The following is an 11,429-nucleotide window of genomic DNA, read 5'->3' on the forward strand; positions in this document are numbered from 1 at the left end:
TGTACGGCGCGCGGGTCGGGCGGCGCCGTTACTCCTCTCGTGTGCGGTGCGGCCTCTGCGGGAGAGGCCGGTCGGCCCGGTGCGGCGGGCCGGTGAAACACGGTGACGCCCGTTGCCGGAACAGCGGGCGGCCGGCCGGGGCACGGGGCCCCGACCGGCTGGTCGGTCAGTTGTTCTCTTCCTCCTCCACCCAGCCCATGGTGCGCTCCACGGCCTTGAGCCACTTCTTGTACTCACGCTCCCGGGTGGCCTCGTCCATGCGCGGGGTCCACTCGGCGGCGCGGTGCCAGTTGGCCCGCAGGGTGTCGAGGTCGTTCCAGAAGCCGACGGCGAGACCGGCCGCGTAGGCGGCGCCGAGGGCGGTGGTCTCGGCCACGTACGGGCGCTCGACCGGGGCGTCCAGGACGTCGGCGATGTTCTGCATGAGCAGGTTGTTGCTGGTCATGCCGCCGTCGACCTTGAGGGCGGTGAGCTCGACCCCGGAGTCCTTCTGCATGGCGTCGACGACCTCGCGGGTCTGCCAGGCGGTGGCCTCCAGGACGGCCCGGGCCAGGTGGCCCTTGGTGACGTACCGGGTCAGGCCGGCGATCACACCGCGGGCGTCGGAGCGCCAGTACGGGGCGAACAGGCCGGAGAAGGCCGGGACGAAGTAGGCGCCGCCGTTGTCCTCGACCGTGTTGGCGAGGGTCTCGATCTCGGCGGCGGTGGAGATGATGCCGAGCTGGTCGCGCAGCCACTGGACGAGCGAGCCGGTGACGGCGATCGAGCCTTCCAGGGCGTACACCGGGGCCTGGTCGCCGATCCGGTAGCCGACGGTGGTCAGCAGGCCGTGGTACGAGTTGACGATCTTCTCGCCGGTGTTGAGCAGCAGGAAGGTGCCGGTGCCGTAGGTGGACTTGGCCTCGCCCTCGTTGAAGCAGGTCTGGCCGAACAGCGCGGCCTGCTGGTCGCCGAGCGCGGAGGCGACCGGGACGCCGGCCAGGTCGCCGACGGCCTCGCCGTACACCTCGGCGGAGGAGCGGATCTCCGGGAGGACGGCCATCGGCACGCCCATCGACTCGGCGATGCTCTCGTCCCAGGCGAGCGTCTTCAGGTTCATCAGCATGGTGCGGCTGGCGTTGGTCACGTCGGTGACGTGCTTGCCGCCGTCGACACCGCCGGTGAGGTTCCAGATCACCCAGGTGTCCATGGTGCCGAACAGGATGTCGCCGGCCTCGGCGCGCTCGCGCAGGCCCTCGACGTTGTCCAGCAGCCAGCGGATCTTCGGGCCGGCGAAGTAGCTGGCCAGCGGGAGGCCGGTCTCGCGGCGGAAGCGGTCCTGGCCGACGTTGCGGCCCAGCTCGCGGCAGAGCCCCTCGGTGCGGGTGTCCTGCCACACCAGCGCGTTGTGCACCGGCTCACCGGTGTTCTTGTCCCACAGGACGGTGGTCTCGCGCTGGTTGGTGATGCCGATGGCGCGGATGTCGTCCTTGGTCAGTCCGGCCTTCTCCAGGGCACCGCGGACGACCGACTGCACCCGGGTCCAGATCTCGCTGGCGTCGTGCTCGACGTAGCCGGGCTGGGGGAAGATCTGCCGGTGCTCCTGCTGGTCGACGGAGACGATCCGGCCGTCGGCGCCGAAGATGATGCAGCGGCTGGAGGTGGTGCCCTGGTCGATCGCGGCGATGTAGTTACCGGTGGAGGTCATGGGAGGGTCCTCGGCTCGGGTTCGGGGGTACGGGGTGGGTGGGCCTGACGCGCTTCTCGGTCAGTCCCCGTGTTCGGCGGGGTCGACACCGCTCTTGTGAAGAGGGGTCTTTAGAAGAGGGCGTTGTACAGGCCGCCGGCCGCGAGGCCGCCGATGATCGGTCCGACGACCGGGACCCAGGCGTACGACCAGTCCGAGCCGCCCTTGTTGGGGATCGGCAGCAGGGTGTGGGCGATGCGCGGGCCGAGGTCACGGGCCGGGTTGATCGCGTAGCCGGTCGGGCCGCCCAGCGAGAGGCCGATGCCGACGACGGTGAAGGCGACCATCAGGGTGCCGGTGCCGGACTGGGAGAGGCCGGAGTTGGTGCCGATGGTGAGGATCGCGAAGCAGAGCACGAAGGTGCCGATGACCTCGGTGAGCACGTTCTGGATCGGGTTCCGGATCTCGGGCCCGGTCGAGAAGATGCCGAGGGTGGGCTCCTCGTTGGCGTTGAACTGTCCGAGGTAGGTCGCCCAGACCAGCACGGCGCCGATGATCGCGCCGAGCAGCTGCGAGCCGAGGTAGAGCGGCACCTGGCTCCATTCGCCGCTCTTCACCGCGAGCGCGATGGTGACGGCCGGATTGAGGTGCGCGCCGGACTTCGGAGCCGACATGTAGGCGGCGATGAGGACCGCGAATCCCCAGCCGAAGGTGATCGCCAGCCAGCCGGCGTTGACGGCCTTCGACTTCTTGAGGGTCACGGCGGCGCAAACGCCACCGCCGAGGAGTATCAGGGCGGCGGTGCCGAGGGTTTCGCCGACGAATACGTCGCCGTTGGAGAACGCGGACACAAAGACTCCCTTGTCCATATGGCCCGGAGGTGTGGGTGGGGGTGGGCGGCCGGTCGATCGCTGTGTGGGTGAGCGCACTGGGGGAGTGATCTCCCCGGCCATCGTTCGACAATGTCGACCGTCATGCGGAAGCTTCCTCCCCAGGTCGCCCCCACGTCAAGGCGGGGTTACGCAGCTGTGACCCTTGCCTCGGCCCGCTCCCCGAAGTTACCGAGCGGAGCGCCCCGAAACAGGACAAAACGCCAAGGCGCGGACAGGCCTACCGCCCGTCCGCGCCTCAGCGTGACGATGTGAACGCTTTTTCAGAACCGCCCGGCACCCAGATCGCGCGAGATCGCGCGCGCCGCGCTGCGTACCGAGGCCACCAGCGAGGGCCTCACGAAGCCGTCCTCGCAGACCCGCTCCACCGGCCCGCTGATGCACACCGCGCCCACCGGGTTGCGCCGCCGGTCCTGGATCAGCGCGCCGATCGAGGCCACGCCCTCCCAGGTCTCCTCGACCGCGTCGGCCCAGCCGCGCTCGCGGATCAGCGCGCACTCGGCGTCCACGTCGGCGGCCTCGGTGAGCGTGCGCATGGTGTACGACTCGTACGGACCGTCGCCCAACTCCCCACGTGCGACCGGGTCGTAGGCCAGCAGCATCTTGCCGAGCGCGGTGCTGTGCAGCGGCTGCATCGAGCCGACCTCCAGCACCTGGCGGGTGTCGTCCGGCCGGAACACGTGGTGCACGATCAGCACGCCCTGCTGGTGCAGCACCCCCAGGTAGACCGTTTCCCCGGCCGCCCGGGCCAGGTCGTCCGCCCACACCAGGGCCCGCGCCCGCAGCTCGTGCACGTCCAGATAGCTCTGCCCCAGCCGCAGCAGCTCCGCGCCCAGCTGGTACTTGCCGCTCTCCGGGTCCTGCTCGACGAACCCCTCCTGCTGCAGCGTGCGCAGGATGCCGTGCGCGGTGCCCTTGGCGAGGCCCAGCGCCGTCGAGACCTCGGACAGGCCGAGGCGGCGCTCGCCGCCGGCCAGCAGGCGCATGATCGCGGCGGCCCGGGAAAGCGACTGGATCGGGCCGGGCATGGATACCTCCGCGCTGACAGGCGGTCGACAATGTCGACCGCAGTGGTGACGGGACGAGTCTGCCAGGCCGTACTGGCTCCGTGCACCTTCCCCCTCGGTAACCGGTCCCCGGCCGGGTGCCAGGGGCCGGAATCTCGGGCCCCTGCGGTGCTCCGGCTCCCGCGATTCTCCGGCCTCACTCCGGCCGGGTCTCAGCCTTCCAGGTCGTTCGACGGACCCCGGCGCACCGCCACCTCCGCCGCGAGCGCCGCGATCCCGTCCGGCCCGACCCGGCAGCAGCCGCCCACCAGCCGGGCCCCGTCCGCGAGCCAGCCGCCCACCCGGGCCGAGCGGAAGGTCGCCTCCCCGTGCCAGCCACGGCGCCCGGCGTCCCACTCCTCCCCACTGTTCGGGTAGACCACCACCGGCTTCCCGGTCACCTCGGCGGCCAGCGCCACCGCCCGGTCCGCGTCCTGTGGCGTACAGCAGTTGACGCCCACCGCCAGCACCTCGTCCACCTCCGCCGCGAGCGCGAACGCCTCCGCGAGCGGCTGCCCGGCCCGGGTCCGGTCCCCCTCGACGCTGTACGACAGCCAGGCCGGCACCCCCAGCCCGCGCACCAGCTCCAGCAGCGCCCGGGCCTCGTCCGCGTCCGGCACCGTCTCCAACGCCAGCACGTCCGGCCGGGCCGCCGCCAGCACCTCCAGCCGCGGCCGGTGGAAGGCCACCAGCTCCGCGACGCCCAGCCCGTACCGGCCCCGGTACTCCGAACCGTCCGCCAGCACCGCCCCGTACGGGCCCACCGACGCCGCCACCCAGCGCCGCCGCCTGCCGGGCTCGGCCCGCGCCGCCTCCCGGGCCAGCTCCACGCTGCTCGCCAGCAGCCGCGCGGCCTGCGCCCGACCGACGCCGCGACGGGCGAAGCCCTCGAAGCTCGCCTGGTAGCTCGCCGTGATGGCGACGTCCGCGCCGGCCTCGAAGTACGCCCGGTGCGCCGCCACCACCGCCCCCGGGTCGTCCGCCAGCAGCCGCGCCGACCACAGCTCGTCCGACAGGTCGTGCCCCGCCGCCGCCAACTGGTTCGACATCCCACCGTCCAGCACCAGCGGACCGGCGGCCAGCGCCGTGGCGAAGTCCGGCGGGGGAGCAGTGGGCATGTCGGCCTCCTCTGACGCGGTCGTTGCTGGTCACAGCCTAGAAGGCCGGCGCCCCGGCCGACCGGGAAAAGCATTTGCCGCCGGGGAACCCGGATCGCTACGTTGTGCTCAGCCCGAGAACGACAGCACCTGAACAGCAGCACCTGACAACACTGAAGACAAGAGCGAGCACCGCGAGCACGGAGAGGAACCGGCGATGGCGGCGGACGACCGGCCCGGCACCGGGCCCGAGGCCGAGCAGGAGTGGCTCGCCGCGTACGACCCGCGCGCCTACGCCCCGATCGCCGTCACGGTCGACGTGGTGGCCCTGACCCTGCGCCACGGCAGCCTGCACGTCCTGCTCGTCGAGCGCGGCGCCCCGCCCTACCAGGGCTGCTGGGCGCTGCCCGGCGGCTTCCTTCGGGCCGGCGAGGAGAGCCTGGACGAGGCCGCCGCCCGCGAACTCGCCGAGGAGACGGGCCTGCAGGGTGCCGCCGACGCCGAGGCCAAGCTCTGCCGCTTCCACCTCGAGCAGCTCGGCACCTACGGCGCCCCCGACCGGGATCCGCGGATGCACGTCGTCTCCGTCGCCTACCTCGCCTTCGCACCGGACCTCCCCGACCCCCAGGCCGGGACGGACGCCGCGGCCGCCGCCTGGCACCCCGTCCGCGACCTGGACCTCCGGCCCAGCGGCCGGTCCCGAGCCGCCGGTGCGCCCGCCGACACCCACGGGGGTGGCGTCGACGGGCGCACCGGCCCCACTGCGCTCACGCTGGCCTTCGACCACGCCCGGATCCTCGCCGACGGGCTCGACCGGGTGCGTGCCAAGCTCGAGTACAGCCCGCTGGCCACCGCCTTCCTGCCCCACGACTTCACCATCCCGGACCTGCGCGCCGTCTACGAGGCGGTCTGGGACGAGAAGCTCCACCCCGGCAACTTCCACCGCAAGGTCCTCTCCGTCCCCGGCTTCGTCGAGAGCACCGGCACCACCACCGAGCGCGGCGGCGCCCGCGGCGGCCCCCGCGCCCGCACCTACCACGCCGGCGGCGCAGGCCTGCTGCACCCCGCCCTGCTCCGTCCCACCCGCGAGGACCCGCCCGGCGACGCCGGGCCGCACTGATCACCCGCTCGCCTGATCACCTGCTGGCCCGCCGGTCTGATCACCGAAGACCCGGGGACCCGGTCACGCCACCGGGGCTACCATCCGGCCATGACCACTGACGAAGCGACCCAGGCCGTCCACCGGCCGTTCTCCCACTGCCACTTCTGCGGTACGCCCTACCCGGCCGGCACCCGGGCCTGGCCCCGCACCTGCCCGGGCTGCACCGAGATCAGCTACCGCAACCCGCTGCCCGTCGCGGTCACCGTCCTCCCCGTCACCCGGCCCGACGCCGACCCCGCCCTGGTCGTCATCCGCCGCACCATCGAACCCGGCTACGGCGAACTCGCCTTCCCCGGCGGCTACATGGACTACGGCGAGAGCTGGCAGCAGGCCTGCGTCCGCGAACTGCAGGAGGAGACCGGCATCGCGGCCGACCCCACCGAGGTCACCCTGATCCACACCGCCTCCGACCCCTACGGCCGCTTCGTGATGCTCTGCGGCCTGCTCCCCGCCCGCCCGCTCGCCGAGCTCCCGCCCTCGCGCCCCACCGACGAGACCGACGGCTGGCTGCTCGCCACCGCCGACACCGCGCTCGTCTGGGACTTCCACAACGGGGTCCTGAGCCGCTGGTTCAGCGGCGAGTTCGCCCCCCGCTGACCTCCCCGCCGCTCGGCGGCCGACCCTGGCGCGACGGCCGCGCACATGGCATGGTCTGCACCGACAGCCCAACCGGACGGGTCTGCCACAAGCTCTCCCGTCCCCACCACCGGCCGGGAGACCACCACCGTGAGCACCCCACCCCAGGACCAGCCGCTCTGGCGCCCCAACCCCGCTCGCGCCGCCGCCACCAGCCTGGTGGCCTTCCAGGCCTGGGCCGCCGAACACCACGGCGCCCCGGCCGCCGCGCTCGCCCCGGCCGCCGACGACCAGCAGGCCGCCCAGCGCTACGCCGACCTGCATACCTGGTCCACCGAGGACCTCGACCGGTTCTGGACCGCGGTCACCCAGTGGTTCGACGTCCGCTTCACCCAGGCCCCCGAGGCCGTCCTCGCCGACCCGGCCATGCCGGGCGCCCGCTGGTTCCCCGGCGCCCGCCTCAACTACGCCGAGCACGCCCTGCGCGCGGCCGAGCCCGGCCCCGACGGTGAGAAGAGCGCCAACGCCGACCGCCCCGCGATCCTCCACCTCGACGAGACCACCGAGCAGCCCGTCGCCCTCACCTGGTCCGAACTCCGCCGCCAGGTCGGCTCCCTCGCCGCCGCCCTGCGCGCCCAGGGCATCGGCCCCGGCGACCGCGTCAGCGCCTACCTGCCCAACATCCCGCAGGCCGCCGTCGCCCTCCTCGCCACCGCCGCCGTCGGCGCGATCTGGACCAGCTGCGCCCCCGACTTCGGCGCCCGCAGCGTCCTCGACCGCCTCCAGCAGATCGAACCCGCCGTCCTCTTCGCCATCGACGGCTACCACTACGGCGGCAAGGACCACGACCGCACCGAGGTCGTCGCCGAGCTGCGCCGCGAGCTCCCCAGCCTGCGCACTGTCGTCCACATCCCGCTGCTCGGCGCCCCCGCCCCCGAGGGTGCCCTGACCTGGGACGACCTGGTCTCCGACGACGTCGAGCCGGTCTTCGAGCCGGTCCCCTTCGACCACCCGCTCTGGGTCCTCTACTCCTCCGGCACCACCGGCCTGCCCAAGGCCATCATCCAGAGCCAGGGCGGCATCCTGCTCGAACACCTCAAGCAGGCCGGCCTCCACCTCGACCTCGGCCCCCAGGACCGCTTCCTCTGGTACACCTCCACCGGCTGGATGATGTGGAACTTCCTGCTGGCCGGCCTCCTCGTCGGGTCCACGATCGTCACCTACGACGGCAGCCCCGGCCACCCCGACACCGGCGCCCTCTGGTCCGTCGCCGCCCGCACCGGCGCCACCGTCCTCGGAACCTCCGCCGCCTACGTGATCGCCAGCCGCAAGGCCGAGCTCCACCCCGGCCGCGACCTCGACCTCTCCGCCGTGCGCTGCATCGGCACCACCGGCTCCCCGCTGCCCCCCGACGGCTTCCGCTGGATCTACGACGAGGTCAAGGAGGACGTCTGGCTCGCCTCCGTCAGCGGCGGCACCGACGTCTGCTCCTGCTTCGTCGGCGGCGTCCCCACCCTCCCGGTGTACCTCGGCGAGATCCAGGCCCCCTGCCTCGGCGCCGCCGTCGAGTCCTGGGACGTCCAGGGCAAGCCGCTCACCGACGCGGTCGGCGAACTCGTCGTCACCAAGCCCATCCCGTCCATGCCCACCGGCTTCTGGAACGACCCCGAGGGCACCCGGTACCACGACAGCTACTTCGACATGTACCCCGGCATCTGGCGCCACGGCGACTGGATCACCGTCACCTCCCGGGGCACCGTCGTCATCCACGGCCGCTCCGACTCCACCCTCAACCGTCAGGGCGTCCGGATGGGCTCCTCGGACATCTACGAGGTGGTCGAGCGCCTCCCCGAGATCGCCGAGTCCCTGGTCATCGGCCTGGAGGAACCCGACGGCGGCTACTGGATGCCGCTGTTCGTCGTCCTCGCCCCCGGCGCCGAACTGAACGACGACCTCACCGGCCGCATCCGCACCTCGCTGCGCACCGAACTCTCCCCGCGCCACGTCCCCGACGAGGTCATCGCCGTCCGCGGCCTCCCGCACACCCTCACCGGCAAGCGGATCGAGGTCCCGGTCAAGCGCATCCTCTCCGGCACCCCGCTGGAGCAGGCCGTCAACCCCGGCTCCGTCGACAACATCGAGCACCTGCGCTTCTTCGAGCGGCTCCGCATCGACCGCCGGGCCTGACCTCCCCGACGCACACGAAAGGGGCGCCCCCACCGCGATGGTGAGGGCGCCCCTTCTCGTGTTCTCGCCTTCAGCGCTGTTATTCGGCCCTTACTCGCCGGACAGCACCTGCTGCGCCGCGACCCGCGCCTCCTCGGCGCTGTCCGCGGCCCGGGCCGCCTCGGCCGCCCGGCGACACTGCGCCAGCGTGTACTTGGCCAGCGCGGTCCGCACGTACGGGATCGACGCGGAGCCCATCGAGAGGCTGGTGACGCCCAGACCGGTCAGCACCACGGCCAGCAGCGGGTCGGAGGCCGCCTCGCCGCAGACGCCGCAGCTCTTGCCGCTCGCCCGCGCGGCGTCGGCCGCCGCGGCGATCAGGTCCAGCAGCGCCGGCTGCCACGGGTCCTGCAGCCGAGCCAGCGCACCGACCTGGCGGTCGGCCGCGAAGGTGTACTGCGCCAGGTCGTTGGTCCCCAGGGACAGGAACTCGACCTCCTGAAGGATCGACCTGGCCCGCAGCGCGGCCGAGGGGATCTCCACCATCGCACCGAACTTGGCGTCCAGTCCGGCCTCGCGGCACGCGGTCGCGAAGTCCTTGGCGTCCTGGCGGTCGGCCACCATCGGCGCCATCACCTCCAGGTGCACCGGCAGACCCGCGGCCGCCGTGGCCAGCGCCCGCAGCTGGGTGCGCAGCACCTCGGGGTGCTCCAGCAGGGTACGGAGACCGCGTACGCCGAGCGCCGGGTTCGGCTCGTCGGCCGGAGTCAGGAAGTCCAGCGGCTTGTCCGCGCCCGCGTCGAGCACCCGGACCACGACCCGGCCCTCGGGGAAGGCCTCCAGCACCTTGCGGTACGCCTCGACCTGCTTCTCCTCGCTGGGAGCCTTCGCCGAGTCGTCCAGGAACAGGAACTCGGTACGGAACAGGCCGACGCCCTCGGCGCCGTTCTCCAGCGCGGCCGGCACGTCCGCCGGGCCACCCACGTTGGCGAGCAGCGGGACGCGGTGCCCGTCCGAGGTCTGCCCCGGACCGGAGGAAGCGGCCAGCGAGGCCTTGCGCTCGGCGGCGATCGCCCGCAGCTCGTCCTGCCTCTCCTGCGACGGCTCCAGCAGCACATCGCCCGAGCTGCCGTCCACCGCGACGACGGTGCCCTCGGCGACATCGGTCGCACCGGGCAGCGCCACGACGGCCGGCACGCCCATCGCCCGCGCCAGGATGGCGCTGTGGCTGGTCGGCCCGCCCTCCTCGGTCACGAAGCCGAGCACCAGCGTCGGGTCCAGCAGCGCGGTGTCGGCCGGCGCCAGGTCCCGCGCGAACAGCACGTACGGCTCGTCGCTGTCCGGCACACCCGGCATCGGCACTCCGAGCAGCCGGGCCACGATCCGGTTCCGCACGTCGTCCAGGTCGGCGACCCGCCCGGCCAGGTACTCCCCGGCGGAGGCGAGCAGCGCGCGGTAGGCGGCGAAGGCGTCGTACACACCGCGCTCGGCACTGCTGCCGACGGCGATCCGGCGGGACACGTCGGCCATCAGCTCGGGGTCCTGCGCCATCAGCGCCTGGGCCTCGAGGACGGCCTGCGCCTCGCCGCCCGCCAGGTTGCCGCGCGCGATCAGGTCGGCGGCGACCGCCTCCACGGCGGCCTGGGCGCGTGCCTGCTCCCGCGGGGCGTCCTCGGTCGGGATCTGGGTGGTCGGGGGCTCCAGAACCGCCGTCCCCATGTGCCGCACCTGGCCGATCGCGACCCCGTGGCTGACACCCACGCCGCGCAGTGTCTTCTCCATCTACCTGTCTCCGCTGAGAGGAGCGGCCCCGCCGGGAACCGCTGAGTGCCGGGCCGCCCCGTCACTTCCTGCGGGGCGGGTGTGTATCGGTGGCCGAGAGGGTCAGCTCCAGCTGAACAGCGGCTCGCCGGAGACGGCCTCGCCGTCCTCCCGCAGGTCGCCGAGCGAGTCCGGGGTGGCCTCCAGCGCGACGATCGGCGAGATCGGCGACTTGCCGGCGGCCTCGACGGCGGACGGGTCCCACTTGATGACGGCCTGGCCGCGGGTCACCGTGTCGCCCTTGGTGACGAGCAGCTCGAAGCCCTCGCCGTTGAGCTGGACGGTGTCGATCCCGAGGTGGGTCAGCACACCGTGGCCCTCGGCGTCCACGACGACGAAGGCGTGCGGGTGCATGGAGACGACGACGCCGTCCACCGGAGAGAGCGCCTCGGTGGGCCGACGAACCGGGTCGATCGCGGTACCGGGGCCGACCATCGCGCCCGAGAACACCGGGTCCGGCACGCCGGCGAGCCCGACGACCTTGCCGGTCAGCGGCGACGTCACAGTGGTCATGGTGGTGCCTCCCAAGGGCGCAGTACAGCGAGCGGCCGCGAGGAGCGGCACGACGATCAGCTGAAGCCTAAATCATGTCAACTTCGGACATCTGTCAACATTCCCGGGCGAAAACCCCGCCCCCGCCCGCCTGTCGGCGGGCGTCTCGCCAGCCCGCGAGTGGTCTAGTCCTCTCGGCCGATGTGCCGAACTCTACAGGCATCTTGGCGAATCGGGACCACTGCTGTATATGCTCGCGAGAGCAACAAATCATGCCGCCGACCGGGTGACACCAAGCGCGCCTCGATTCGCACTCCGGTCACCGACCCGCTATGGTTGGTCGAGTCGCCACAACTTGGCGGTTAACACCAGATTTCAGATGCGAAAAGCCCCGGTAAACGGAGCGGAAAACATCTGGTAAGCTGGGAACACGAAAGAACGAAGCCCGGAGGGTCCGCTGGAAGGCGGTCCGAAGGAAGCGTCCGTTCCTTGAGAACTCAACAGCGTGCCAAA

9 protein-coding genes are annotated in these 11,429 nt (G+C 72.4%); 3 read left to right on the top strand and 6 right to left on the bottom strand.

What is annotated here, in order from left to right:
- Positions 1-166: 166 nt before the first annotated feature.
- The 4 genes from glpK to mmuM all read right to left on the bottom strand — a co-directional run bounded on the left by glpK (position 167) and on the right by mmuM (position 4,720).
- The gene (gene glpK / locus ACZ52R_RS34785) at positions 167-1,687 is read right to left on the bottom strand and encodes a glycerol kinase GlpK (protein WP_360504890.1); all 1,521 of its coding nucleotides are present in this window, start codon (positions 1,685-1,687) and stop codon (positions 167-169) included.
- Positions 1,688-1,797: 110 nt separating this feature from the next.
- Positions 1,798-2,535, bottom strand: a complete 738-nt coding sequence (locus ACZ52R_RS34790) for an MIP/aquaporin family protein (protein ID WP_465664630.1) — start codon at positions 2,533-2,535, stop codon at positions 1,798-1,800.
- 284 nt (positions 2,536-2,819) lie between these two features.
- On the bottom strand, positions 2,820-3,584 hold the full coding sequence (locus ACZ52R_RS34795; protein WP_360504886.1) for an IclR family transcriptional regulator: 765 nt from the start codon (positions 3,582-3,584) through the stop codon (positions 2,820-2,822).
- Positions 3,585-3,775: 191 nt separating this feature from the next.
- On the bottom strand, positions 3,776-4,720 hold the full coding sequence (gene mmuM / locus ACZ52R_RS34800) for a homocysteine S-methyltransferase (RefSeq protein WP_465625407.1): 945 nt from the start codon (positions 4,718-4,720) through the stop codon (positions 3,776-3,778).
- A gap of 196 nt (positions 4,721-4,916) precedes the next feature.
- On the opposite strand from mmuM, the gene ACZ52R_RS34805 reads away from it, so the two are divergent.
- The 3 genes from ACZ52R_RS34805 (at position 4,917) to ACZ52R_RS34815 (ending at position 8,624) form a co-directional block, all read left to right on the top strand.
- Positions 4,917-5,819, top strand: a complete 903-nt coding sequence (locus ACZ52R_RS34805) for an NUDIX hydrolase (protein WP_360504882.1) — start codon at positions 4,917-4,919, stop codon at positions 5,817-5,819.
- Positions 5,820-5,909: 90 nt separating this feature from the next.
- Complete coding sequence (locus ACZ52R_RS34810; protein WP_465625404.1) at positions 5,910-6,458, top strand: NUDIX domain-containing protein; 549 nt, start codon at positions 5,910-5,912, stop codon at positions 6,456-6,458.
- 45 nt (positions 6,459-6,503) lie between these two features.
- Positions 6,504-8,624, top strand: a complete 2,121-nt coding sequence (locus ACZ52R_RS34815; RefSeq protein WP_465754800.1) for an acetoacetate--CoA ligase — start codon at positions 6,504-6,506, stop codon at positions 8,622-8,624.
- A 90-nt stretch (positions 8,625-8,714) separates the two neighbouring features.
- On the opposite strand, the gene ptsP is transcribed toward ACZ52R_RS34815, so the two are convergent.
- Positions 8,715-10,385 (bottom strand): phosphoenolpyruvate--protein phosphotransferase, encoded by a 1,671-nt coding sequence (gene ptsP / locus ACZ52R_RS34820; protein WP_465754801.1) that lies wholly within the window; start codon positions 10,383-10,385, stop codon positions 8,715-8,717.
- A gap of 102 nt (positions 10,386-10,487) precedes the next feature.
- Positions 10,488-10,937, bottom strand: coding sequence for a PTS sugar transporter subunit IIA (locus ACZ52R_RS34825; RefSeq protein WP_360504874.1), 450 nt, complete (start codon positions 10,935-10,937; stop codon positions 10,488-10,490).
- Positions 10,938-11,429: the final 492 nt, after the last annotated feature.

It is taken from the genome of Kitasatospora sp. NPDC034023 (assembly GCF_055575795.1).

What these genes read in the sequence shown, in the direction of transcription:
- glpK (WP_360504890.1), bottom strand. Translation starts at nt 1,687, where the DNA reads ATGACCTCCACCGGTAACTACATCGCCGCGATCGACCAGGGCACCACC.
- ACZ52R_RS34815 (WP_465754800.1), top strand. Translation starts at nt 6,504, where the DNA reads ATGGCATGGTCTGCACCGACAGCCCAACCGGACGGGTCTGCCACAAGC.
- ptsP (WP_465754801.1), bottom strand. Translation starts at nt 10,385, where the DNA reads ATGGAGAAGACACTGCGCGGCGTGGGTGTCAGCCACGGGGTCGCGATC.
- ACZ52R_RS34795 (WP_360504886.1), bottom strand. Translation starts at nt 3,584, where the DNA reads ATGCCCGGCCCGATCCAGTCGCTTTCCCGGGCCGCCGCGATCATGCGC.
- mmuM (WP_465625407.1), bottom strand. Translation starts at nt 4,720, where the DNA reads ATGCCCACTGCTCCCCCGCCGGACTTCGCCACGGCGCTGGCCGCCGGT.
- ACZ52R_RS34805 (WP_360504882.1), top strand. Translation starts at nt 4,917, where the DNA reads ATGGCGGCGGACGACCGGCCCGGCACCGGGCCCGAGGCCGAGCAGGAG.
- ACZ52R_RS34790 (WP_465664630.1), bottom strand. Translation starts at nt 2,535, where the DNA reads ATGGACAAGGGAGTCTTTGTGTCCGCGTTCTCCAACGGCGACGTATTC.
- ACZ52R_RS34810 (WP_465625404.1), top strand. Translation starts at nt 5,910, where the DNA reads ATGACCACTGACGAAGCGACCCAGGCCGTCCACCGGCCGTTCTCCCAC.
- ACZ52R_RS34825 (WP_360504874.1), bottom strand. Translation starts at nt 10,937, where the DNA reads ATGACCACTGTGACGTCGCCGCTGACCGGCAAGGTCGTCGGGCTCGCC.